27 protein-coding genes are annotated in these 23,710 nt (G+C 55.7%); 18 read left to right on the top strand and 9 right to left on the bottom strand.

The features are described from left to right. Window position 1 precedes the first annotated feature (1 nt). The 15 genes from RBB76_RS22345 to RBB76_RS22275 all read left to right on the top strand — a co-directional run bounded on the left by RBB76_RS22345 (window position 2) and on the right by RBB76_RS22275 (window position 10,647). On the top strand, window positions 2-1,795 hold the full coding sequence (locus RBB76_RS22345) for a type IV secretory system conjugative DNA transfer family protein (RefSeq protein WP_429631087.1): 1,794 nt from the start codon (window positions 2-4) through the stop codon (window positions 1,793-1,795). A gap of 2 nt (window positions 1,796-1,797) precedes the next feature. After that, on the top strand, window positions 1,798-2,565 hold the full coding sequence (locus RBB76_RS22340) for a hypothetical protein (RefSeq protein ID WP_429631089.1): 768 nt from the start codon (window positions 1,798-1,800) through the stop codon (window positions 2,563-2,565). Window positions 2,566-2,575: 10 nt separating this feature from the next. After that, window positions 2,576-3,250, top strand: coding sequence for a hypothetical protein (locus tag RBB76_RS22335; protein WP_429631091.1), 675 nt, complete (start codon window positions 2,576-2,578; stop codon window positions 3,248-3,250). After that, the gene (locus RBB76_RS22330) at window positions 3,235-3,771 is read left to right on the top strand and encodes a hypothetical protein (RefSeq protein ID WP_429631093.1); all 537 of its coding nucleotides are present in this window, start codon (window positions 3,235-3,237) and stop codon (window positions 3,769-3,771) included. The genes RBB76_RS22335 and RBB76_RS22330 overlap by 16 nt, the downstream gene beginning before the upstream one ends. Continuing rightward, complete coding sequence (locus RBB76_RS22325; RefSeq protein ID WP_429631095.1) at window positions 3,768-4,538, top strand: hypothetical protein; 771 nt, start codon at window positions 3,768-3,770, stop codon at window positions 4,536-4,538. Before RBB76_RS22330 ends, RBB76_RS22325 begins: the two co-directional genes overlap by 4 nt. Window positions 4,539-4,979: 441 nt before the next feature. Continuing rightward, the gene (locus RBB76_RS22320) at window positions 4,980-5,237 is read left to right on the top strand and encodes a hypothetical protein (protein ID WP_429631097.1); all 258 of its coding nucleotides are present in this window, start codon (window positions 4,980-4,982) and stop codon (window positions 5,235-5,237) included. Window positions 5,238-5,280: 43 nt separating this feature from the next. Continuing rightward, a complete protein-coding gene (locus RBB76_RS22315) occupies window positions 5,281-5,640 on the top strand; it encodes a hypothetical protein (protein WP_429631099.1) in 360 nt (119 codons plus the stop codon). Window positions 5,641-6,008: 368 nt separating this feature from the next. Beyond that, window positions 6,009-6,956, top strand: a complete 948-nt coding sequence (locus tag RBB76_RS22310; protein ID WP_429631101.1) for a TOTE conflict system archaeo-eukaryotic primase domain-containing protein — start codon at window positions 6,009-6,011, stop codon at window positions 6,954-6,956. 10 nt (window positions 6,957-6,966) lie between these two features. Beyond that, entirely contained in the window at window positions 6,967-7,617 is a 651-nt protein-coding gene (locus RBB76_RS22305) for a hypothetical protein (protein ID WP_429631103.1), read from the top strand. After that, window positions 7,614-7,865 carry a hypothetical protein gene (locus tag RBB76_RS22300; RefSeq protein ID WP_429631105.1) on the top strand — a complete coding sequence of 84 codons (252 nt, stop codon included), beginning with the start codon at window positions 7,614-7,616 and terminating at the stop codon, window positions 7,863-7,865. Before RBB76_RS22305 ends, RBB76_RS22300 begins: the two co-directional genes overlap by 4 nt. Window positions 7,866-7,888: 23 nt before the next feature. Then, window positions 7,889-8,374: a single-stranded DNA-binding protein gene (locus tag RBB76_RS22295; RefSeq protein WP_429631107.1), complete on the top strand. Its 486-nt coding sequence runs from the start codon at window positions 7,889-7,891 to the stop codon at window positions 8,372-8,374. 66 nt (window positions 8,375-8,440) lie between these two features. Continuing rightward, on the top strand, window positions 8,441-9,349 hold the full coding sequence (locus RBB76_RS22290) for a Rad52/Rad22 family DNA repair protein (RefSeq protein WP_429631109.1): 909 nt from the start codon (window positions 8,441-8,443) through the stop codon (window positions 9,347-9,349). 51 nt (window positions 9,350-9,400) lie between these two features. Beyond that, window positions 9,401-9,628, top strand: a complete 228-nt coding sequence (locus RBB76_RS22285) for a hypothetical protein (RefSeq protein ID WP_433963481.1) — start codon at window positions 9,401-9,403, stop codon at window positions 9,626-9,628. A gap of 294 nt (window positions 9,629-9,922) precedes the next feature. Then, window positions 9,923-10,225: a type II toxin-antitoxin system Phd/YefM family antitoxin gene (locus RBB76_RS22280; RefSeq protein WP_429631111.1), complete on the top strand. Its 303-nt coding sequence runs from the start codon at window positions 9,923-9,925 to the stop codon at window positions 10,223-10,225. Then, a complete protein-coding gene (locus tag RBB76_RS22275) occupies window positions 10,225-10,647 on the top strand; it encodes a putative toxin-antitoxin system toxin component, PIN family (protein ID WP_429631113.1) in 423 nt (140 codons plus the stop codon). Before RBB76_RS22280 ends, RBB76_RS22275 begins: the two co-directional genes overlap by 1 nt. 247 nt (window positions 10,648-10,894) lie before the next feature. Here the strand turns inward: RBB76_RS22275 and RBB76_RS22270 are convergent, their stop codons facing one another. Beyond that, window positions 10,895-12,283: an MFS transporter gene (locus RBB76_RS22270; protein ID WP_429631115.1), complete on the bottom strand. Its 1,389-nt coding sequence runs from the start codon at window positions 12,281-12,283 to the stop codon at window positions 10,895-10,897. A gap of 143 nt (window positions 12,284-12,426) precedes the next feature. On the opposite strand from RBB76_RS22270, the gene RBB76_RS22265 reads away from it, so the two are divergent. Then, window positions 12,427-14,001 carry an MFS transporter gene (locus RBB76_RS22265; RefSeq protein ID WP_429631117.1) on the top strand — a complete coding sequence of 525 codons (1,575 nt, stop codon included), beginning with the start codon at window positions 12,427-12,429 and terminating at the stop codon, window positions 13,999-14,001. Window positions 14,002-14,629: 628 nt separating this feature from the next. Here RBB76_RS22265 and RBB76_RS22260 read toward each other — a convergent pair. Continuing rightward, complete coding sequence (locus RBB76_RS22260) at window positions 14,630-15,490, bottom strand: SDR family NAD(P)-dependent oxidoreductase (RefSeq protein WP_429631119.1); 861 nt, start codon at window positions 15,488-15,490, stop codon at window positions 14,630-14,632. On the opposite strand from RBB76_RS22260, the gene RBB76_RS22255 reads away from it, so the two are divergent. After that, window positions 15,465-16,172 (top strand): TetR/AcrR family transcriptional regulator, encoded by a 708-nt coding sequence (locus RBB76_RS22255; RefSeq protein WP_429631121.1) that lies wholly within the window; start codon window positions 15,465-15,467, stop codon window positions 16,170-16,172. The genes RBB76_RS22260 and RBB76_RS22255 overlap by 26 nt on opposite strands. A gap of 206 nt (window positions 16,173-16,378) precedes the next feature. Here the strand turns inward: RBB76_RS22255 and RBB76_RS22250 are convergent, their stop codons facing one another. The 6 genes from RBB76_RS22250 to RBB76_RS22225 form a co-directional block, all read right to left on the bottom strand. Next, window positions 16,379-17,113 carry a DUF4386 domain-containing protein gene (locus RBB76_RS22250; RefSeq protein WP_429631123.1) on the bottom strand — a complete coding sequence of 245 codons (735 nt, stop codon included), beginning with the start codon at window positions 17,111-17,113 and terminating at the stop codon, window positions 16,379-16,381. Window positions 17,114-17,440: 327 nt separating this feature from the next. Beyond that, window positions 17,441-18,115 carry a hypothetical protein gene (locus RBB76_RS22245; RefSeq protein ID WP_429631125.1) on the bottom strand — a complete coding sequence of 225 codons (675 nt, stop codon included), beginning with the start codon at window positions 18,113-18,115 and terminating at the stop codon, window positions 17,441-17,443. A gap of 2 nt (window positions 18,116-18,117) precedes the next feature. Beyond that, the gene (locus RBB76_RS22240) at window positions 18,118-18,999 is read right to left on the bottom strand and encodes a lysophospholipase (protein WP_429631127.1); all 882 of its coding nucleotides are present in this window, start codon (window positions 18,997-18,999) and stop codon (window positions 18,118-18,120) included. A 55-nt stretch (window positions 19,000-19,054) separates the two neighbouring features. Continuing rightward, the gene (locus RBB76_RS22235) at window positions 19,055-19,786 is read right to left on the bottom strand and encodes a hypothetical protein (protein ID WP_429631129.1); all 732 of its coding nucleotides are present in this window, start codon (window positions 19,784-19,786) and stop codon (window positions 19,055-19,057) included. 40 nt (window positions 19,787-19,826) lie between these two features. After that, window positions 19,827-20,123, bottom strand: coding sequence for a hypothetical protein (locus tag RBB76_RS22230; RefSeq protein ID WP_429631131.1), 297 nt, complete (start codon window positions 20,121-20,123; stop codon window positions 19,827-19,829). A gap of 30 nt (window positions 20,124-20,153) precedes the next feature. Further along, the gene (locus RBB76_RS22225) at window positions 20,154-21,050 is read right to left on the bottom strand and encodes an NmrA family NAD(P)-binding protein (protein ID WP_429631133.1); all 897 of its coding nucleotides are present in this window, start codon (window positions 21,048-21,050) and stop codon (window positions 20,154-20,156) included. A gap of 168 nt (window positions 21,051-21,218) precedes the next feature. Here RBB76_RS22225 and RBB76_RS22220 point away from each other — a divergent pair, with 168 nt between their 5' ends. Then, on the top strand, window positions 21,219-22,160 hold the full coding sequence (locus RBB76_RS22220; RefSeq protein WP_429631135.1) for a GlxA family transcriptional regulator: 942 nt from the start codon (window positions 21,219-21,221) through the stop codon (window positions 22,158-22,160). 560 nt (window positions 22,161-22,720) lie between these two features. On the opposite strand, the gene RBB76_RS22215 is transcribed toward RBB76_RS22220, so the two are convergent. Beyond that, window positions 22,721-23,623 (bottom strand): NAD(P)H-binding protein, encoded by a 903-nt coding sequence (locus tag RBB76_RS22215; RefSeq protein WP_429631137.1) that lies wholly within the window; start codon window positions 23,621-23,623, stop codon window positions 22,721-22,723. Window positions 23,624-23,710 lie beyond the last annotated feature (87 nt).

The raw sequence follows: 23,710 nt of genomic DNA, 5'->3' as shown, positions 1-23,710 counted from the left end.
GATGAGTCCATCCTACGATCAACCGCGCCGCTATCAGGCCGGCCCCGAGGACCTTGCAGGCATCCTTGTCTTGTTCGGCTGCGCCGTGATTGCGTTTTGTTGGTACGTCGCCGTCTCCCGCATGCATCTTCGCAACGAACAGTGCCTCGAAATCTTTATGAACTGCGCCATCCTCTTTTTTGGCGGAGGATTTGTCGTAGCTCAGGTCGTTGGCAAACGAAGGAAGCGGGAGGAGAACTGGCCACACCCACCGGCCTTTGTCGCCGGAACACGGGATGCGTCCATTGCTCGCGACGCCAACCAGAACGCGGCCACACTTCTCGGGTACAACGTCCACAAAGAACCCTGGCTCTGGCCCGACGCAGTAAGAATGAAGCACGGCGTGATCGTGGGCGGCACGGGCGCCGGCAAATCCACATTCCTCGAGAACGTCATCGCGCAGGACTTGGCGCGCCGCTTTGGCAACCGGAAGATGCCGATGATTATCTTCGACGGCAAGGGCGAACGCGAGTTCCTCGACCGTCTATTACCGCACATCGAAGCTGCTGGCCGCCTCCAGGACCTGCGCGTCCTCGATCCAACCCATCCCACCGAGTCATCGCGGTACAACCCGTTCTACGCGCTCGACGACGCCTATCAGGAGCATGTGAACTTCATCTTCCGTTCGTTCGGGCTGCGCGAGGACTTCTTTAAGGGGCACCAGGAGGCGTATCTCTCTGACCTGGTTCGCGTACTCCAGTACACAGGCAAGCTCTTCAACGTCTACGACGTGCTCGTGATGGCACTCGATGAGAACGTCCTTCAGGAGCAGATCGAGCTTGCAAAAGAGCGTCTTTCTACTTTGGCTGGTATCTCCATGCAAAAGCGACTGAACTTCGAGATGTCAGTGCGGATGTTGCAGCGGTCGCTCTCCGACCGGGAACGTGTGGAGAAGATTCAGGGCCTTCTGAATGAGTTGTTGAGCTTCCTTGAGGATGAGTTGTCGATCGTGACTGGCTCGTACCAGGACCTGCTTACGCTCGACGATGTCTTCGAGAAAGACTTAATCCTGTTTGTCTCACTCAACACAAACCGCAATCAACGCGCAGTGGAAGCGTTGGGAAAGATTCTTCTCCAGAACATTCAGCTGATGGTAGGCAAGCGCTATGCGCAATCTGCCGGCGACCGGGATGCGGATGAGCCGATGCTTTCCGTCATCCTCGATGAGTTCGCTCCCTTCGCTTATCCGGGATTTACACAGGTGCTTCAGACCGCACGCGGTGCCAGAGTATCGTTTCTCTTCTCGTTCCAGAGCCTGCCCCAGCTGCAGCGAGTCAGCCAGGCCTTCTCGGACGAGGTCTCTTCCGCCCCCGGAACGAAGATGCTCATGAACGTCTCCGAGGAGAATACGGCGCAATGGTTCTTGAAAGCGTCAGCCAAGATTGCGACAAAACGCCGCAACCTGGCGGTCCGGAGAACCGGAATCTTTTCGGCCAAGTACACGGAAACCGGGACAGGTAGCGAGAGTGAAATGAAGGAGACGCGGGCGCGGGAGGAGCACATCAAGAATCTGCCGGTGGGCCAAATGGAGATTCTTATGGTCGACAGCCGGGAGGGCACACGCCACTCGCATCTGCATGTTCGCCGCACCCCGAGCTTCCGTTTGGAAGGTCTTTCACCGCGTCTCTATCCGAAGATGCACAGCTACCTTGACGCGGAGATTGGCGTTAACCTGCGCTTCAAGGAGGCTGAAAACCGTAAGCAGCGGCGCAGGCGAACGGCAGGGGTCTCGCTCGACACCCTGCCAGGAGCGTGAGTATGAGGCGTCTATCGGACGCCCCAACTCTAGTCGTTCTCGCCTCCCTTTGCCTATCCCGAACGGCTTCGTTGGGACAGGCTCGGAACCAACCGTCTGCGGCTCCCGCCAATCCGGCGCACACGCAACAGGGTTTCTTCGATTACGTTCTCGGCAAGGTCAATCCGAACGGGAACGACTATGGATCTTCCATGCAGACAGGACGGGACGCCGTGGTGGAACACACTATCGATGATTTGTACTTCTGGTCGAACGTAGTGACACTTCTCCTGCTGACTGGAACGGCTGCTGTCGTCTTTCTGCAATGGCGTTCTGCCGACAAGAAAGAAGTCATCGCCGCCTCCCTCATCGCGGAGTTGTGGAACGGCCGCGTCAGCGACCGCATCGAAATTGATCGTCGCACCGAACAGCACAACCGCCTGGTCGAGACCCACAATACTGAAGTGGAAAGGGCGTTGGCGCTCAAATCACAGTCATCAGAGCAAGAGAAAGATGCGGCCGGGAATCTGAGCCGAAACGTGCGCAAGCTCACGGAGACGCGCGCACCCTCAGCCAACAGAGGAAAATCTCCAGAGTCATCGGCAGTCGATGTGCTGGCCACTTCTGGGCCTGATGGGAACGCCCCCGACCTACAGCAGAGCAATCTGTTGCTCCAGCGACGAGTTGAAGCAATGCAAAACACCGAACAGAATCTCAAACAGCGCCTCAATCAGACAACACTTTTGCTCGACCAGGAGCGCCGGCGCAACTCATCCCTTAAGGGCGCATAGAAAGGGCGAAATGAACGACAAGACTCCCTCCGCCTTCCATAACCATGACGAATGGCTTTCCTATGTGCGCGAGAAGATCCCCGCCACCGGACAGCCCTATGCATTTGCCTGCGGTCGCACGGAACTGTTCAGGAGCTTCTACGCGATCCGCGAACAGACATTTCCCACTGAGTTCGCGCTAGAACTGGAGCGTATCCAGGCGCTTCGCGAGCCCGAGCGGACGAGCAAGCTTGAGTCCCTGAATCAGCGCATCCTATCCGGTCTTACGAAGTTCTTGTTCGACAAGGCCCAAGCCAAAGTGATTGTGGCCGACGCAATCATGCCCATGTCCCCGGCCAAACAGGTTCAGCACTTGCTAAACCATCTGATCGAAAAGAACCCTTATTTCGCTCTCTGGACTGTCTTCAAGAGCGGTATCGGTGGCAACTCCGACGCACAGGGTTGGGAAGATTATCTCCGCGAGGAACTCGGCCCAGACAGCGAGGATGACATTGCTTTCACAAGCGCGATGGCGGAACTCGACAAGCTCCTGCTCCATTTCCACGAGAGGAACCTGCCATTGCCGAAGTACTTCTTCGAGCGTTGCTGGTTCCTGCATCATCTTCGCGGACCGGAGAGGATGCTACAGACCCGCGCGCTCCTGAACACGCTGACAGCGGAGACCGAGTCATGCGCATCTGCGTGATCAGTTTTGGGACGAACTGGTGGGCAATGCATTCCTCCGACACAAGCGATCCCTACTGTTTTCGGCGAAGGGCGGCCTACTTCAATGCGGCCGCCCTGATGTGTGGCAGACGCCTCAGTCACAGTGCCATCTATCCGGGCCAAATCAGGTTCAATGCCAAAAGCGGCTTCGATCCGGAGTTCCCGTCCCGCGTTATCGGGCGGACATTTCTGTGCTCCGGGCCAAACCAAGTCGCCGGAAGAACCCATCTCTTGTTTGTACGAACGGCGGCCGTAACTCTTCCGGATGCTTATCTCGTCACTCTGAATTCTGCTGCTCATGGCTCGATTCAATTTGCCAAGACTGGCTGGAAGTCGTCCGGCGTGCAGCCCATCTCCATCAGTTTGCGTGGTCCAAGGTACGAGGCGATGCTGCTGATGGGCGCTATGGATTGGGTTCGGAGCGACCTGGGTCGATGGAAGATCGACGTGGCAGACAACCGCCTTTCGCTCTCCGAGCGCGGGGAAGGAGCGCCTCAGTGAGGTACTACAAGGGATATATTGCCCTCTCCGACGCATGCGACGTGCCGATGATGCTCCATATTCGCAACGCGCGCGCGATCTATTTCGACCAACTTTGTGAGTTGCTATCGTTCGATGGGATAGCGGGGGCGCCCAGGTCTATTCGCTGGCGAGTCTCCCGTATTGAGAAGGCGGGCCTGATTGCGAGGTTCGCAGGACAGCGGCACCTCAGCAGACCGGTGTTCGGAATCACGCAGTCGGGGCTGGCATTTCTCGAATCGCGTGGACACTATTTGCTGTCGCTGCCTAGCACGACGGACCAAATTCTCCATCCCTCGCAAGTCACACATGCACTCGAATTGGTAAATATCCGCCTCGCGCTGGCGAAGTTCGGTCTCCTCCGATCCTGGAAGAGCGAACTTGAGATCACATCACGAAACTTGGTCTTCGAGAGTTCAGCGACGAAAGATTTCGATGCTGTCGCGGACATCGAGGTAGACGGAAACACGCACAGCTTCGCGATCGAGTATGAAAGAAATCCAAAGGCCGCATCTCGCTATCGCTCCATTCGCGAGAGTCTCGACAAAGATGAAACAACAGACACTGTGTTGTACCTTGCGGCGAACGACGACATTTTGTACCTGCTTGCCGCCGAAATGAGTTCGTCCCGAAAGCGAATCGGCTTTGCATTGAGCGATTCGTTTCGTCGTTCGCTGCTGGACACACGCACGCTGACGAACTCCAAAAACTCCGAAATCGTCTCCTTGCGAGAGTTGCTCTTCGCTTAAGGCTTTCCCTATTCCTATGAGATTCGCTCGGTGTAGCGCGTCTTCTCGAGCATCGATTGCCTGCCGATTGATTTCCTATTGACTTCCGATTCCCTTCCCATTGCAGACCGGTTGAGCATCTTTGCCGAGTTATTGAGCAGAATCGTCCCTTCCTAAGTCGCTTGTCTTCTATCACTTCGTTCTTGACTATCCCCTTGTACATGCCACTGATTTCGGGGTTGGCGGAATGAGATGTTTTTGGAGTAAACACTCATCTCCAGCTTATTGGTACCCACACATTGTGGAGCCACGACTCGTGGCTCGCTATGCCGGAGTGTGCAACGCCTGCAGAAACCTCTGTTGGTTGTTGGACGGAACCAAGATGTCGTATTCAGTCCCACTTCCACCACCCTAAAACTCAACCCTACCGGCCCAACGTGCCCCTCATAGAAAGGAATCCCTATGCCCAATATTCCCCGCATCGTCTCGGCTCCCGTCGATTATGTTCCCTTCTTCTCGCTCCGCTTTGCTGTTCGATTCGTGCTCTGTGTCCTGCTGACGTCGCTCGATGCAGGCGTAATCACCTTGTTCGGCGGCACGCTCTATCGCGCGACCGCCAACCATCCGTTCTGGTTTGTAGGAGTGAGTTTGCTCTTCGGGGCTTTGCTTGCCTCGCTCATCCGGGTCTGGACACTCACGCTACGAGGCCAGTCCCGATAGGCCAGTACCCTTCAACCCAACCACGAAAGAGAGGAGAGTCACCATGCAACGGAGCTTAGGAAAGATGTCCGCTTACAAGATGTTCAACTGGCGCGACCGCGCCGCCAGCAATATTCAACAGACCGTCTCCGCGTTCCTTGAGATCGGAGAAGCCATTGCCACACGCTGGATCCAGACGCCGAAGGGTGTGCTGCTCCTGCAGATGGCGCCCGAGGACACCGCATCCGGAGCGATCTACGTCTTCGACCGGCAGCGTGACGACTGGTACATGCTTTCGTTCGAGGACTGTGAAGACCAGTTCACCTCCGAGCAATTCGATCGGGTTTTCTCGGAGTACAAGCTGTTCAGCTACGTCGAACAGCCCGGATTACTGCTGTCCCAATTGCAGTCGGCAAACGCCTAGTCAACCCGTCTTGCCCTCCACCCAACAACCCAGTTCCAACCCACTTCAAATCCTGGAGGAGTCGTCATGCGTCTGTCCGCCAATCGTATTCGATCGATCAATCGCAGCATTGCACGAGTCAACGGAATCATCTGTGGCGCTTCTGATAAAAGCCACCGGGTTCCACCCGAGAAAATGAAACCGGTCACCTCCGTGAACCTGGGGTCCGTCGTCAAGATTATTGCCGTTCCCAAACCGGCAACTGCATAGAGCCTACCCCAGCCGGCGAGAAGAGAGCCAGACTGGCGCTCCTCGCCGGCCTCACCACTAGATTTGACCGAGTTTCGGACCCGGGGTACAACCACACAGCTAGAAAGGAGACTCCGGTTATGCCTGATCACTTTTGCGTAAGTCGCCAAACCGCCGAGGACTTCATGAGGCTATTCGTGAACCGCCTGGCCTACGGAATTCAAAGAGAGAAACCATTACCGGACGGCACGGTGCCGTACATCAAGCAGACCCGACCTCTCGATTCGGGTGCGGTAAGGATGCACTTGAACGGTGACATGACCATCAACCTATATGCAATCAATCCCCAGACCCAAAGCTCGAAGTGGGTAGCGATCGACGCGGACTACGACGGTTCGCTCGAGGCCCTGTTCCAGTTGCAGTGGGAATTGAAGCAGGACGGAGTGGAGGCCGCGCTCGAACAATCACGCCGCGGCGGTCATCTCTGGATCTTCGGGGAGAGGCCCCTGCTGGCATCTCAATGCCGTATCTACATCTATAACCTCGCGCTCCGTCTTGGAGTTCCCGTTAAAGGTGGCGGCCTCAAGGAAGGGATCGAGGTCTTCCCGAGGCAAGATGAGATCAAGGAGGGCGCCTACGGCAACGCGATTCGCGGCCCGCTCGGGGTACATCGGAAGAGCAACCGCCGCTACTGGTTCTATGAAGCGGACATTACACCCGAATCACAGTTGGCTTACCTGAAGCGGCTAAAGAAACTCACGGGCGCCGAACTCGGGACACTCACGAAAGGAATGGCATTGCCGCACGCTTACAGGCACTCCGAGCCGGTGCCATTCGTCCCCCGCATCCCGACTGCCGGCTATCGAGAGTTTAGAATCCTCGACTACGTCCAGACCACTGGCAAGCAGGATACCCGCAACTGGAAGGCGCAGTGTCCGTCATGTGCAAAGGGCGGAAGGGACCGGTCGCGGAACAATCTTGGAATCAAGATCTCCGACCCTCGCTTTTACGTGTGCCGCGCCGGATGCACGAAAGAGGAAATCCGGGCAGCGCTCCGCCAACCCGTTCGCAAGATTGTGATGGCTTAAGGAGACGACAATGCCAATCCCTTCCGGAAAACAGAAGCCTGGTCCTGCCTCTCCCCGCCACACTCTCCATGGCCTCGCGCTTCCCGCGACCGTGCTCAGAGCTCTGCAGAAGCGTGGAATTTACTGCGTGCCCGCAATCTCCGTCGAACACCAGCACCTTGCCAAACGCTATGTGCTTCGTGGTGTGGAGTCCGGCGGGGCCGTCGCCGACATGGGCCGCGCATGCGCTTACCTATCGTTGGACGGAAGCTCTCTGCCCTGGTTGCAGTCGATTGATTCCCTTGCAGTCAATGGACGTCACGCCATCTTCCTCGCGGAGAGTCTCGTGCGGATCGAGATGTTCCGTACGGTGCGGACGTATGAGTTGGCGATTTCTTTCCATACTTTGTCGCTGCCGACTGCACGCAAGCGCCCGGAGATCTCGTCGCGGCTCCTCTTTCGCGGACGGGACGGCACTCTGCCGCTCGACTTGTGGAAGGAAGGACACAGGGCGTTGCGAGGGGAACTGGCTCCCACCTTCTACAGTCGCGCTGGCGAGCCGATCGGCCTACCCCTGCGCTTCGAAGAGGCGATCAAGAAGATGACCGGAGCCGTCTGTTGCGTTGGCTGTCGGCACAGCCATGTTGGAATGCCGCCGGATGCTGAGGGATTGACAATATGATTTCCGCGAACAGAGTCTCCATCACTGTCGGAGAGCCCAACTGGGCGCCCCTCGAAATGGCCCTTACTCGTAAGGAGTGCGCAGCCTATATGTATATGGGCCGTGCCGGCGACATTGAGCTCTACAAGCATCGCGTTACGCGCCGGTATCTCAACATCAGCATGGATGGCCGCAGTTTCTATCTCTATGCCGGAGGGCACTATGTTGAGGTGACGCAGTCTGCGGCGCTCGATCATGTACGCAACTGAAAGACTCGGAAAGGGGCATCACCATGGCAAAGGGTACCAATAAAGCAATCCTGCTCGGGAACGTCGGCAAAGATCCTGAGATCCGCTCCACAGCCAGCGGCATGATCGTCGCGAGCTTTTCCTTCGCCACTGCGGACCGCCAAAAGGACGGTAGTGGTAACTGGACTGACAAGACGGAGTGGCACAACCTCGTTGCCTTCAACCGCACCGCCGAGGTCGTACGGGACTATGTGAAGAAGGGCACGCAACTCTTCATCGAGGGCAAAATCCAGACCCGTTCCTGGGACGACAAAGAATCCGCTCAGAAAAAATACCGCACGAAAATTCTGATCAACGAACTGACCTTGTTGGGCGGCCGTCAAGGTGGCGAGAACAGTGGTTCCAGCTATGGAAGCAGCGGGAATCATTCGCGCGGCAACACGGGTGGCTTTGGTCAGTCGCGGTCCGCGGCCAGCGAAGAGTACACCTATGCCGACCAGGGAATTACCGACGACGACATCCCGTTCTGAGGTGCATCTTTTAGGACCACATACAGGCGCTCTTCGGAGCGCCTGTATCTTTGAGGAGATAGAACAATGGCGACCGAAGAAGCGAACAAAAGCCCGGATCTCGATGCTCTGTTTGCGCAACTGGTGGAGCCTTTTGATCCTTCCGAGATCAAGTGGCGTGTCACTCACTCGACCCAAGACGGCAAGCGGGGAGCTGTCATTGCCTTTGCTGACCCCCGAGCGTACACCGACCGTCTCAACCAGATATTCACCCCGACCGGATGGACGAGGAGCTACGACGTCAATACGGTCTCGGCCGTGAGCCGGATGAAGCGGGACAAGGTCATCCAAACAGGCAAAGTGCTCCTCACCTGCACCCTCACGATCCGTGGCCTCGGATGCCATACGGGAAGCGGAGAGGAGTGGGCTGATGAACAGAACGCCATGACCAGCGCCGAGGCGCAAGCATTCAAGCGGTCCTGTACCTGTTTCGGACTGGGCCGCTATCTCTACAACTTCGCAGAGATGTGGGTGCCGCTCAACGAACATCGTCAACCGCTCCAGATTCCGACACTCCCACAGTGGGCGCTGCCAAAGGGAAGCGCGACGGTGGGAAAGAACAATCTCGCAACCGGTCCGAGACCGCCAGTTGTCCAACGGGGCCCCATCGATCAGAAGACAACGGCGAAGATCGATGGTTTTCGGCGCATTCTCGGTGATCCGATATATGGGGAGATACTCTGGCGCATCGCGCATGCACGAAGGGCGAACGCCATACCGAACGCACAGCTAAAGATCAATGTGCTCGACGCGATGGAGCGGGCTACTCGAGGCATCCACAAAGCCAACTCTCTTGCCGAAGAGGTCGGAGATACCTCGTTCGTCTTGGTCCTAGAACGGTTGCAGATCCGGTCGATGACGACGATCCGCAACCTCCAGGCGCTCAGGCGATTGGTCGCGGAACTGGAAATGCTGGCAGGTCGACAGGCAGCATGATCGTGGCGGCTGGGCGGCAGAAATGCTACCCCGACACAATTGGGAGGAGCTATGCACAATGTACAGATGATCCGAAATGAGCCGGGTCTTGTCTCGATCCCCGTAGAGAAGGCCGTCTACTGCGAGAACTGCGAGAAGGTATCAAACTCAGCCTGGCGCCGTTGCGGTCTTTGCGGTTCGGAGAAGATTGTGGAAATTGCACCGCTGCTGGGTGGTCCATCCGGTCCAGGTCCGACACCTGCAACAGCGTTAGCTGTCGTTATGAAAATTGCGGCCTAAATGTTATTTCAGCCTAAATCTGTCGGTCTGAAACATAGTCTGGACATGAATCCCAATTCAGTAAAAGAACAATAACGTGGCAGTGCGTCACTCAAAACAACCCTAATATCAACGTCCGCTGAAACCACGGTTCGTTAGAAACTCACCGATAATGTGGTAACGAGTACATCTGAAACGCTCTCCTGTTTAGGTGAATACATGAGGAGGACCACCTGACACACGGGAGCCAGTACCAGTTTCTTGACGTCTTGCAAATGCGAACTGTACAGTTCAAACAGAGGAAATGGAGAGTTTATGGCTACCGTATCGCCAAGAAGGAATGACTCAATTGTTGTTTCAGCTTTAAGCGCACGTTCAAATTTTGGGAAATTGCTGCGCCGCGTTGATGTGGAGCAAAGGTCCCTCGTTATCGAAAAGCGAGGTACTCCCACTGCGGTACTAATGAACCTGCGTGACTATGTGAAATTGGCTGCTCCAGAGCCAGAAGTCCTCAAGATCATTGGGCAGGAAGCCAAGCAACAAGGGACGAACCTAATTACTTCGCGTCAAATCGATCAGGTCATCAAGTCATCCAGGGCGCAGCGAAGGAAGAGCTGATGCTCTCCCTTCGGTTGGTTATCGATACAAATGTGCTGATTTCCGCCGCGCTTAAGCCAGAGAGTCTTCAGCGCACGGTCTTTCTCCTTGCAATCACAAAACCCGCGCGTCTTTATATCTCAACTCCTATCCTCGAGGAGTATGCGGATGTACTGGGACGATCTGAGCTCGCGATTCGCAGAGGGGCGCGGCAACAACTCATTCAACTCGTCAAGAATCATAGCCATACCGTCTCGCCATCGCGACAACTTACTGTCACTAGCGACCCTGACGACAACATCTTCATCGAATGCGCAGATGCTGCCCGTGCTGACTACCTGATTACCGGAAATCAGAAGCATTTCCCCGCCTACTGGAAATGCACGAAGATCGTCACTTCTCGCGAATTCGTCAATATCGCGGCACCCCATCTAATTCGATAGAGTTCAGTCTCAAGCGTACGAGGCTACGGAGGCCGGGCCCGCTCTGGTTCAGAGCCGCCCCACGCGCTCTGAACAATATTTGGAATCAACTAGTTTCCGGCTCGGATCGAGCATAATCTGGCCACCCCGTATGAGCTTTACTTCCAATCCCGCGCCTTTCGACGGCTTAAGGAAATCAAGCGTAATCTGACCGAGAATCCGTGGAAGCCTCGGGCGCTGGTGAACACATCCTAACCCTTGGCGGATGTCAGGCGGCTGCCCTTTCGAGCGGAGTCGATGGCTCTTCCGAGAGCTCTTCAAGGCTCTTACCCTTGGTTTCGGGGAGGAGGAAGATTGTGACGATCAGTCCTAGGACGCTGACGATGGCAGCCGCGCCTTCCGCGGCAGGCAAGCCGTGCCAGTGCATAAAGAACGGAAAGGTGAAGACGCCGAAGAAGCCACCGATCTTGCCCATGGCGGCAGCGATACCATGGCCAGTAGTTCGAACCTTAACTGGAAAAATCTCCGAAGGGTAAACGAAGGTGGTGGCATTCGGGCCGAACTCGGTAAAGAAGTAACTGAAGCCGTAGATAATTAGGAATGGGTACATCAGCTTCTCGACATTGGGAATGAGGGCGAGCAGGCCAAAGCTCAGCGCCATCATGCCGAAGCCGAGGCCCTGTATCGTCTTGCGGCCAAGCTTATCCATCGTCAGCGCCGCGATCGCATAGCCTGGCGCCGCAAACACAGTGAAGATGCCGAGTTGGGTCAGTGTCTTCTGCAGGACTGTATGGTCGTTGCCAAGGGCCGAGAGCACAAGCGGGCTGGAGACAGTATTTCCGTAGTAGGCAAAGTCCATCAGAAACCAAGCGGCACTTGCACCGATGAGACGAATCAGAATCATCTTGCTATCGACGAGACGGTGAAAGCCATCCCAGAAGGAGATCGAGTGCGTCTTTTTATCAAAATGTTTCGCCTTCCTGAGATTGCCGAAGTCGTCCTCTTCATGACCCGCAGCTTTGAGAAAACGCGGTGACTCTTTGAGGTGGCGACGGGCACCATAAACGGCGAGGGCGGGCAAGGCGCCAAAAGAGACCAGAATGCGCCAGATGATGTCATGCGAGAGATGCGTCGAGAGCAGAGCGGCGGCGAGAAGAGGACCGACGATCAGTCCGGCCGCCTGCATCGCGAAGACCAGGGTGACGAGCATCCCGCGATGTGCCTTGCCGGCGTACTCGCTCATGATGGTGGCGGACACTGGATAGTCGCCGCCAATTCCGATGCCGAGAATAAAACGAAATCCGATAAGCCACCAGATATTGGGAGAGAAGGCACAGGCGATTGCGCCTGCGGCGAGAACCAGTACCTCGACACCGTAGATCCGCTTGCGGCCGACCATGTCCGCGACTCGACCAAAGAGGAGGGCACCAATAGCTGCAGCAAGCAACGCGGTTGACTCGACCAGTCCCTCTTCCACTTTGCCGACATGCCACATAGGTTTTAGGAGCGCCATCACAACGCCGATGACAAAGAGATCGTAGGCGTCGGTGAAGAAGCCCATGCCCGAGATCAGCATGATCTTCCAGTGCTCTTTAGAAATCCCCGCATTATCCATCTCGGAGAAGTCGGTCTGCCTGGTGTCGATCGACGTGGCCATGAACGTTACCTCGCCCTTAGTCTGATGCCTGCACGCGTTTGCGCCGCATGAATGGGGCATGAATATGCATGAGGTAACAGCGTCCACAGTTACTCCATATGGAGCCGCTGTGGCAACGCCGGATATCATGGCCACAGCGCACCGTGTCCATTCCTATCAAAATCACGCCAGCAGGTCTCGATTCTAAGGACGAAACCGGTTTCCCCCAGGCTCCGAATGGCAAGTGGGTTTTGGCCGCGACCATTCTCGGCTCCAGCATGGCCTTCATCGATGGGACCGCGGTCACCGTCGCACTACCCGCAATACAGACCGCCTTTCACGCAACCGCCAACCAGATTCAGTGGATCATCGAAGCCTACGCGCTCTTTCTTGCCTCCCTTTTGCTCGTCGGAGGATCGCTGGGCGATCTCTACGGACGTCGTACCGTGTTCACCTTGGGAGTGGTTATTTTTGGCGTTGGCTCTGCCTGGTGCGGTCTGGCGCAATCGATCTTGTGGCTCACCACGGCGCGTGGCTTGCAGGGGATTGGAGCGGCGTTGCTCGTCCCCGGTAGTCTCGCACTGATCAGCGCGTGCTTCCCTCCGGCGCTGCGCGGAAGAGCCATTGGGATTTGGTCCGGCTTCAGCGCCATGACAGCGGCCATTGGACCGGTGCTTGGCGGTTCGCTGGTGGACCACGCTTCGTGGCGATGGGTTTTCTTCATCAACCTTCCCCTCGCGATTGCCATCCTGGTGATCGCGTTCTGGCGTGTCCCTGAAAGCCGCAATGAACAGATGGGCAGCACACTTGATTGGTCTGGCGCGCTTCTCGCCACCGTTGCCCTCACCGGGATCACCTTTGCCATCATCGAAGCACACCGACCCGGAGTTCTCGTTCCGCTCGCGGCGACGTTCGGTGTGGCGGCTCTCGTCGCTTTCCTAATTGTCGAAACACGCATCTCGACGCCTATGCTGCCACTCGGTCTCTTTCGATCGCCAACCTTTGCAGGCGCCAACCTGCTTACCTTGTTCCTCTACACCGCACTCAACGGACTTCTATTCTTCTTCCCACTCAACCTCATCCAGGTGCAGCATTACTCAGCTACACAGGCAGGCGCAGCTCTCCTTCCGCTAATTCTTCTCATGTTCCTGCTTTCGCAATGGTCAGGAGGATTGATCGGTCGCTTCGGGGCCCGAGGTCCGTTAACCGTCGGTACTTCGATTGCAGCCCTGGGATTTGCTCTCGCGGCGTTGCCCGGCATCGGCGGCTCCTATTGGACAACCTTCTTCCCGGCGGTAGTCGTCCTTGGTATCGGAATGGCGATAAGCGTCGCACCCCTTACAACTGCTGTTATGAACGCAGTACCTGTTGCCCAGTCAGGTATCGCCTCGGGAATTAACAATGCAATTTCCCGCCTGGCTAGCTTGCTTGCCGTTGCGGTTTTTGGGCTGGTGCTACTTACATCCTTCCGGCACGACCTGGGTCGCCGGCTTGATCAACTTGCCCTTCCCGCGCCAGATCGACAGTCGATCGAGAAGCAGCGCTTGCGACTCGCCGCAATCCAGACCGATGACCCTCGTATCGAGCATGCAGTAGACGGGGCGTTCGTCTTCGGCTTCCGCCGTATCCTCTGGCTGGCAGCAGGGCTCTCTCTTGCCAGTGCAGCCTGCGCCCAAGTCTTGACACAAAAAAGAGGCTCCCCCATGTCCGAGACCAGCCGCAGGTCGGATCGGATCTAATGAGAACGTTAGAACGAAAACAGGCCACAGCACGGAGCGGGAGCGGGTGCGGGTGCTGTGGCGGTGTCGACAACGTTCTGTCCACAAATTGGACCGAGATCATTTCCCGCCGCGATGTCCTTCAATACCAGTTTGTCCACGCTCAGCTCAGCTTTTAGCCGCTTCAGCTTCGCGCTTTCCTGCGCAAGCTCAGCCGTTTTGCCTGATCCGCTTACAGGCCGCCATACTCCTTACGCCATCGGAATATGTCTGCTCACGATCTCCGCTTATTCGCAGGCGTGTACTGTGGTCTTTCCGTTCACCACGCCCACTTCAATATTTTGCAGAGGGTTCACTACCTGCTCGGGTCATGATCAGCGAAACAGCATTCAGGTGGAAACGAGAGGTCGACAGTCCTCCCGTATAACGGGCTACATGGAACTAAACCGGTTTACGACGAGCTGCGAGAATCTTATTGGAAGCTAAAAGAGCGTAGGGTGCGGTTTGCCGACCAACCACCCAGGAGAGAACCCCCAAGATTCCGGCTCAATGAGCGCATCGACCTGTTCTCACCATTGGAGATCTTCTTGCGCTCGAATCCTCAACGCTGACTGACCCCCAGTATTGAGGCGGCCTACTTGCCTTCACCTTACTTTTTTATGAATCCCATCTGCTTTCCGATTGCATTATCGACCACCCGGTCTGGAAACAGCCTGGGCAGTGTCCAGTTCTTCAAGCGTTGCGGCACAACCGCATATCTGGTCTTTGGCTTCGCTGCGGTCAGTGCTACATACACCGCATTGGCAAGTTGCTCAGGTGGCAACCCTTTACGTCCCTCCGCCACAATGTATTTCCTGTAGTTCTCGATTGCTCCCCAATAAGGAGTTGTCTGGAACTCGCTCAGGTCCTCGGTTTCACCCTTGTCATACATAGCCGTGTTACCCGTCCCGGGTTCAATGATCACCAGATCGATCCCGAACAACATGAGTTCGCGCCGCAGTGCCTCCGACATCCCTTCGAGCCCCCACTTCGAGGCGGCATACGCACCCAAGAAAGGCGGTACGACCTTCGCTACAGTCGAACTGATATTCACGATGCGGCCTACAGTCCCCGTTCTCTTCTCGTCTGTACCAAGCAGCGGAGCAAAGGCTTGCGTCACCATCAATGGGCCCACCATGTTGGCCTCAAGCTGGCGCCTGAACTCGCTCGGCCGCAGATACAAAAGCGGGCCGCTCACAACCATTCCGGCATTGTTGACCAGTCCCGCCAGCCTCTCCGAGCCGAGCAGGGCTCCTACTTTCTCGCTCGCTCGTTGAATTGCATCCGCATCCGTGACATCCATGATGAGCGGCACATAGCGGTCTCCCATTTGCTTCTGAAGACGGTCAGCGTCCGTTTGCTTTCGTACCGAGCCGAAGACACGATAACCCTTGGAAAGCAACAACCTTGTTGTCTCAAGCCCTATCCCGGTTGATACGCCTGTAATGACGACATCCTTAAACCTGGTCATGTCCGTCCCATCCTTTGCCGAAGATGGTCACCACACATCTTCATGGTGTTCACTGTACACCATGGCCGGTTTTCCGATCAAGGTGTACACTGCTCACGTGCCATTTCCCTCCAAGACAGACCGAAACGCCATCCTCTCAGCCGCGCTGGAGGAGCTGTCGAGCGGCGGCATTCGCAATCTGTCTCTTCGAAACATTGCGGCTACTCTTGGCCTCGCGCCGAACGCACTCTATCGCTACTTTTCTGACCGGGCGGCGCTTGAGGCAGCCCTCGCGGATGAATGCGCCCGCAGATTGGAGATGGCCTTGCGAAAAGCCGCCCATAGCTCGGATGCTGCGAAAACAATCCGCAGGATGGCTGGCGCTTACCTGCATTTCGCAAGGAACAATCGTAATCTCTACGAAGTATTCATGAGTTTTCATACACCTGATCATGCCGGTTCGCCTCGCCAGAGCCTCTGGAGCTTTACTGTTGAACAGGTGCAGTGCGTGATCGGAGGGAGGCATGCGAGAGAGGCCGCGGTCGCTCTCTGGGCTCTGCTTCATGGAGCAGCGACTTTGGAGGCAGGTCAGGTGCACGGCGAACTCAAACCAGCCAGCGGCTTTGAGTTCGGACTGAACGCCTGGCTTCTCCTGGCCGAAACGCCAACGTCTACTTCGCGAACTAAGACGTCTGTGCGCTAGCCTGAAGGCGCAACTCATCAGCAACTCCGAGCAAAGCTTTCGATCGATTCTTCACAAGCGCGTAATCGTCAATGCATGATTCGAGGCTCTTCGGTGCTGGAAACGCGCGTTGGCCTGAAGGTGTCAACCAGAGCGGTTTGACATAGATCAACGGAGGCTAGCCGACTGGTCGGTACCAATGTGTGCGATTACGCTGAGCGCAGCGCTCACCTCACAAGTTCGCTTGAGGCATCCTTTGCTACTGTCGGCAACTTTACACCCTTAATCGCCAGCCAGAGCGCGGCAGACAGTTCAGCAAGTGCATCCGGTACCACGAATGCGGGGTCAAGAACCTCCCTGATCTTCGGGAAAATGAGGAAGGTAAAACAACATAGGAGCATCTCTACGCATGCGAAGAGGTAAAGTCCGGAAATCATTCGCGGAATGTACCTCGACCTGTACAGCAACCAGCTATGAACGCCCGCACCGAGGCAGAAGAACATCAGACCCATCAGCGAGAGACGATCATGCAGGTCGAAAAAGAGCAACGCAATTGGGTGCAACTGACTGCCATTCAGGAGCGACATGTAATTGGGATTACTAAACAAATCGAGCGCTACGAGGCTGGCCGCAACGCCTACTCCGAGAACCACTGCGTTTGCGATCCGCCAAAATGAACCGAGAAGCGCCAGTGTTCCGTTCACCGGCTTCAGCAGTGCATACAAAACCAATGCCAGTACGACATCGCAGTTGAGCATCACGATCTCGCAAGCAAGGCTCCCGCGGAAGGCTCGTTCATGCGCGAGAATGTTCTGCGCGCTGGCTGCAGCATCCCCGTCGACGATTGGATTCCCGCCGAAGGCGAACATCCCTGTGAAACCGCTCGCCATGAGCAATAGGAGAGTCCAACCTGCAATGCGGGCCGCGATTCTTTGCGTCGTTTCCGTCGTGCGCTCTGTCATGGTCGTCCTCACGCCGTTTTTACCGAGCCGTCTCCCCTTTGCCGGGTCGCCGGTCGACAAGCCTGCACCATGTTTAGGGGTATTTACGCGCCGACAACCTCAAATGTTCCCTGCAATGACGCTCTAGCTCAATCTCGGCAAGTCAACGGGCGCATCATCGCCAACTCACATTTCCAGTTGATTCGTGCAGGAAACGCGCATTGGCCTGATATCGTCATTTGACCGGTCCGTTTCCGATCCAGCGTGGACCGTTAGCCAAACATGAATTCAGTCAAGGCTATATGTGGAGACTTATGGGTTCTGCGCTCATTTGACTCGCTTCGTCATCTATGGCCGGCTGTAGCGCATGGTCCATACAGCTTTGTCCCCTTCGTTGTATTCGGTGCCATCCCAAGGGGTACCGCAAACATGCAGGTAGGCAAAAGGAGTTCCCGCAAACATTACCCATGCCCCCTTATCGCGGACCGTAGTTGGAAGTCCGTTCTCTTTTGCATCGAAGGGCCACGTAATCATCCAATGAGGCCCGATTGGTATAGCGGGACTCGTCTTATCGGCCGGATCGGTATTGCTCCTCTGTGTTGCTCCGCAAAGCATGTAAATCATGCCTGGAGATTCATTCGTCGGCTTCGGTTTGCCCTGCATGGCATCCATCATCCATCGCATTCCCATCGGGTTCATGCACATTGGCGGTTCGCCGATCTTATTCTCGTTGCCAGGCACACAAACCCATTCGTTAGTTCCTTTAGCCAAAACGTTTAGTGTCCCGTCGGCTCCCAGCTCGGCGACCGTCGCATTCCGGGTCACTTGTTTAGGGCCGGAAAGCCGCGCTCTTGTAATTCTTGGGTCTTCCGCTTGGTTCACCATTTGTGGGCCTTTCGTTCTTGGGGTGAGAAGATCGGACGCTGTCTCCTTCGAGAGAACCGGATTTTGACCGGAACTGCTGCTCAATGATGCAGCAGCAGCTCCCATCGCAATGGCTATGAAGTCTCTTCTGGTTCTCATTTTCAGACTCGGACTGTCGCAGCTCGGGGGCCGGCCGCGACAGGAATGTGCCGATCGATCCAGCTCTTGATATCCACGATGACCGATTCCTTGTCGATGTCGTTAAGAAGATCGTGAAAGCCACCTTCGTAAAGTTTTAGAGTTTTGTCGGTGGAACCGGCCATATCGTAAAAATGCTGGCTGCCGCTTGGCTTGGTGTTCTTATCAAGAGTGCCATGCAGGATCAGAACCGGCAGGGTGATCAGAGAAAACTCTCTCTTGAGTCGCTCGTCAGCCCGAACCATCGCGGCCATCGTCTGGGTCGGCTGAGTCTCATGGGCAATCAGTGGATCATTGTCCATTGCCTCAACGGCTTTCAGATCACGAGAGAATCTCTCATTCGGAAGGTGCAGGATATGCGCGTGTGGCGCGACATGGCTCAGTCCCTTGAAAACCGCGAGAGCAAAATCAGGAGCAGGTAACTCGTGGGCGAAACTCTCACAGATTAGCCCCGTCAACTCGGCCTGGTGATCGAGAGTATAGAGGCATGCAACAACGCCGCCAGCGCTATGACCCAGCAAAAACATAGGTAGACCCGGTTCGCGCGACTTCACGACTGTCGTAACCGCCTCGACGTCACGCACGTAGTCCTCGAAGGCTTCGACATAGAAGCGTTCGCCATCCGAATTCCCGCGACCCCGCAGATCCACGGCGTATACAGCCAGACCATCGGCAATGAACTGTTCGGCGACCCATTCGTAGTAACCGCTGTGGGCGTTGAAACCAGGGACAATGACGACGATCGCATGAGCCGTGTCGTCCGGATGCCACGAGCGAAAGAATATTTTTAGACCGCCTTCACCGTCGGCCGTTTCTTGATTTGTTGTAGCCAGACTTTGCTTCATAGCACACTCCTTAACCAAGATTTGTAAAGCTGATTCTCGATCTTCAAACAGACGCCTACCGCGATCCCACTCGGGCTCGTGGCGCATCGTCCGGAATTGTTCCATTCGTCGTGCGAAATCGACTGCCGATAGCACGTATTGCAAGCAAATGCAGAACGACGGCAAGCGGTACGAAGAATCCTGGAATCAATAGAAACGGAAATGTACTTATCATTCGATCGGGAACTTCTGAGTGGATCAGATGGAGTGGTCCGGGAGCTGTCAGTATGGCGCGAGTCACAACATTCAGTAGTGCGAGAAGCCCGAGGATGTTCCAAGCACTTGCGAATCTGAGCCCCCATCGCCCACGTGTGGACAACCATGCGATAACGGGTGCCGACAGTCCTATATAGATGTCGATGTTTGCTCCAGCGAAGGTCATCATCCTGGGTACCAGGCCCTCGATCCAGAGTTGATGCAGGAACAACTCCACGCCGATGCGAAAGCATTGCGTGCCCAGGATTAGCCAAAGCGGAAAGGCTAGTACGGCCTGCGCGCTGGCAGACGGTCGCACAATGAGAAAGATGAGGAACAGAAAAACAGGACCGACGACGAACGCGATTCCCGGCGGGCGCATCTCTGAATTCTTGAGAATGCCGAAGTGTGCCATCAGGCTGGCGTAGAAAAACCATATGAGGAGACCAGCCAGCAAACGGACTGCAGCCCGACGATTGATGTAGCGGTGAATCATTGCGACGACGAATGCTGTCATCAACGCCACGAATACGAGAAAGAGCGTGGAGGTCATCTGCAATCCTCATTCCTGATCCAGACGACTTCTTTGTGCATCATTGCGATTGTGGAGTCATCAACATACCGAGAGGCAGTAGAGGTCCGATCGGCATCAGCTCAAAAGTCAGCAGATTGGCTTGTCCGAGCGGTAGGCCTTTGAGAAGCTTGTCCGCCTCGTCGACCGAGTCCACGCTCATTAGGAAGATAACGCCGATCTCTTTCTCTCTCAGCCAGAATTGCTCCATCTTTCCGTCGAGGTAGAGTTGCAATGTCGCCGGAACTTCTTTCGGCAAATATTGCTGTCGTTGTTCCTGCGAGAGAGGCTTCAGTGTGCCGACTGCCATTACCTTCATAATTTCCTCCAGTAGATCAAGGCTTGAAGATTATTGGTGTTCGGCCACGGGTGCGCGAAACAGCGCCTCGTTCTTGACGATGTAGTCCATCATCTCGAGTGGCTTCCGGCCGGTCAGCTTCTTCACCATGTCGTTGGTTCCGGAGAAGACTCCGTCGAGGCAATCCTGGCAGACGTATCCCATGTGCTGTTGGAAATACGGCGTAAATCCCAACTCTTTTAAGAGAGTCTTGAACGCTTCTATCTCCATAGGGATGTAGGTGATTTTGTTTCCCAAGACCTGCGTCAGCATGTCCGCGATTTCGTACTGGCTCAGTTCCTTAGGACCATAGAGCGGATAGGTCTTTCCGGCGTGTTGGGCTGGATCCTTGAGGATGGCGGCGATGACTCTGCCGAGGTCTTCTCCTGCGACAGGGGCGTACTGGGCGTCGCCAAATGCGAGGGGGAGGATCTTCTTATCCCGGATGGCACCTGCCATATACATGATCCATTCAGAAAATAAGGTCGGACGCAGATGGGTGACCGGAACTCCTGAGCGGTCGAGCAGGCGCTCTGCGATCCAATGATTCTGAGCCGCGTGACTCTTAGCAGATCTTCTCGCTGAGGCCTGCGACATATTCACGATGGCACCAACCCCTTGTTCGAGCGCGGCCTGCGCAAAAAAGGCGGTAGCCTCCAGGAGGCCGGGTACCTGAATGGGATAAACAAAATAAGCCCCGGTTATTCCCGTTAATGCCTCGGTGACCGCTTCAAAATCCGAGAGATCACCTTGTACAACCTCGACGCCCTGGGCACTGAGTTGCTCTGATCGGGCGTCTCTCTTATGAACGAATGCTCGAACGGATATCTTTAGCTCCAGAAGCATTTCGATGGCACTACTACCCGTTGCTCCCGTTGCTCCGGTAATCAGAATCTTCTGGTTTGACATGGTTTCTCCGTTCAAGAAAGGCAAGGAGCAAGCGACGTTTTCTTATCGCCCAGACCAACTATGCCTAAACGAACAGTAGCTGAAGTGTCGACGGCCGCCGGGTCGGATAGGCAACGTTTTAGGACATTCGAGTGTGCAGAGGCATAGACTGAGCCTGGAGCAAATCGAATGCACAAAGTCGGTTTTATTGTGTTTCCTGGATTTTCGCCCATCAACTTCGCCGCCACGAGCGTATTCGAAACCGCAAACTGGCAAATTGGGAAGCCGGAGTACCAACTCACTCTTCTCTCAGAAGATGGTGGTCCGATCGCTACGTCTCTGGGGTCGCAGATTCAGACGGTGTCGTTCAAACGCCGCGCGTTCGACACAATCATCGTTGCCGGCGGCATCGAACCTCCAATCGCTACGCAAAGCTTGGCGAAGTATCTTCAATCGGCTATCCATCGGAGTCAAAGGATAGCTTCCATCTGTACGGGGGCGCTGGTGCTGGCCGAGGCGGGATTACTCGACGGTCGGCGAGCTACTACTCATTGGAACGCTGCAAGAGAAATGAAGCGCCGCTATCCAAGGATCGCCATGGAAGAAGATCGCATCTTTATCGCTGATGGACCGCTATGGACATCCGCTGGTATGAGTGCTGGCCTCGATCTAGCCCTGGCGATGGTGGAGAATGATCTTGGAGTGGAGATAGCCCGGGCAGTTGCGAGAACATTGGTGGTCTATCATCGGCGTGCAGGCGGGCAGTCACAGTTTTCGACGCTGCTCGATCTCGATGCACAATCCGATCGCATACAAACTGCTCTGACGTATGCCAAAAAGAATCTTAGCTCGCCCTTGTCAGTGGTCGGCTTGGCGAAGGCGGCGTTTTTGAGTCCGCGGCAATTCAGTCGAGTATTCCGAGAGGAAACAGGCAGGTCTCCCGCCCAGGCAATCGAACAGCTGCGCGTCGAGTCTGCTCGCTTGATGATGGAAAACGGACGTTTCTCCGCTGAGGAGATCGCCAGGAAGAACGGCTTCGGAAATCGAGAGCGCATGCGTCGGTCATTTCTGCGGGCGTTTGGACATTCTCCGCAGGCAATCCAGCGCAACATAGCCGTCTCGATGCAATAGCGATACAGCAGGTGAACTGCTTTACTACCTTCAAAGGGTTGTACTCCATTTTGGTTTGCTCGCCCGAGCAGACAACAGGAAACGCGCTAGGATCATCGAATCTCCATTTTTCCTGTGTTCGGCAGACTAGACAGTGCCTGTCTCGGTTGACGACAAATCGCCAACTCACTCACCGAGCCGTGCGGACACGAGACTTTGCAGATTTCTGAGTCCTGGGCGAATTACGGGCTAACCGCACCTTACCCCGTCGTTGGCCGTTCAGGCGCGTAACGGAAGGGTTGCAGACAATACAGCCAGAACTCGAAAGGGCAATTCGAATCAGCCGTATTCTCGATTCGATCCCTCGGCAAAGATCTGGCGGGATTGGGTGCGGTTCTGCTTACCAACGCAAGCGGTCTACCTCGGAAGCGCCGCACAGCACTGTCAAAGCGTGACAACGCAAGGTGCGACTGGTCGAAGTTTTTTATAACCCCGTTTTCAGGGAACCCCTGTGTGCTCCATTCAGATTGGTCAACAGAGCCGATTTTCGATACCAATCCCACGACGTACTTGCGTACGCATCAGCTCGGTTGCGCAGCCTTTGCGCAAAGCCCCCTTAGGTACGACGAAATAAATTCGGCAGGAGAGGTTGCCGGGTGCCCAACCAGTGATCGGATGTCGTCGCTCTGGATTTCCATTACCCCTCGGGCCACGCAGCATTCCATCTGAGCTAGAAGCGCGGCTAAACGGGCCGGAATCCCCGATGAGATCATGCGAGACTCCAGTTCTTCGCCAGAGACATACATCGTGGCGATTTCTTTGCCAAGTGCGCTGCTGGCGATCTTCGCTACGTCTTCCGCGCCGATCAAGGTAGGCCCAGTGATGTCCAAGACACGTTTGCCGCAAAACGTATCAAGCAGCGCGGCGCCAGCAGCGCGGGCGCAATCTTCGCGAGTGACGTACGCTACCTGCCCATTGCCAGACGCTGCGCTTATGCAGCCATCAGAGCCAACTCCGGCCAGCATCCGGGTAAGCATCTCCGGGTAAAAGGAATTACGTAACACGGTATAACCAAGACCGCTCTCCTTGATTAGCGACTCAGTCGCCACATGATCTGCCGTCAGCAATGAAAGCCCATGTCCGAGTGGTTCCAGAAACGATGTGTAAACGATGTGTTCCACGCCCGCCTCATTGGCCGCTTCGATCGCATTCCGATGCTGTATTATTCGCCTCCCGGGGACATCGACGCTGTTGGTGCTGATCAATAAGAGGCGTTTAGCCCCTTTAAATGCTCCGGGTAGACCTCTACGATCATCAAGATCGGCCTTGCGCAGATGCAAGTTGCGGTGAGAAACGGTCTTGTGATTCTCTGGCGTTCGAGTCGTCGCGATGATCGGACCAGTCTCCTGTCCGAGCAAAAATTCAATGACGCGTTGGCCGACCTGGCCAGAAGCACCGCTTACAAGGATTGGTAGTTGGGACATTGACTCATCGCTCCAATTGCTGAAGTTGTCGCTCCAGCGTGTTCGAGATATCTCCGTTCGGCCCGTACCTTTCACAACGAGAGCGAG

The organism is Tunturiibacter psychrotolerans, from assembly GCF_051013365.1.
GTDB lineage: Bacteria > Acidobacteriota > Terriglobia > Terriglobales > Acidobacteriaceae > Edaphobacter > Edaphobacter psychrotolerans_A.
The sequence above is the reverse complement of the archived record's forward strand: the minus strand, read 5'-3'. Positions and strand labels throughout refer to the sequence as shown.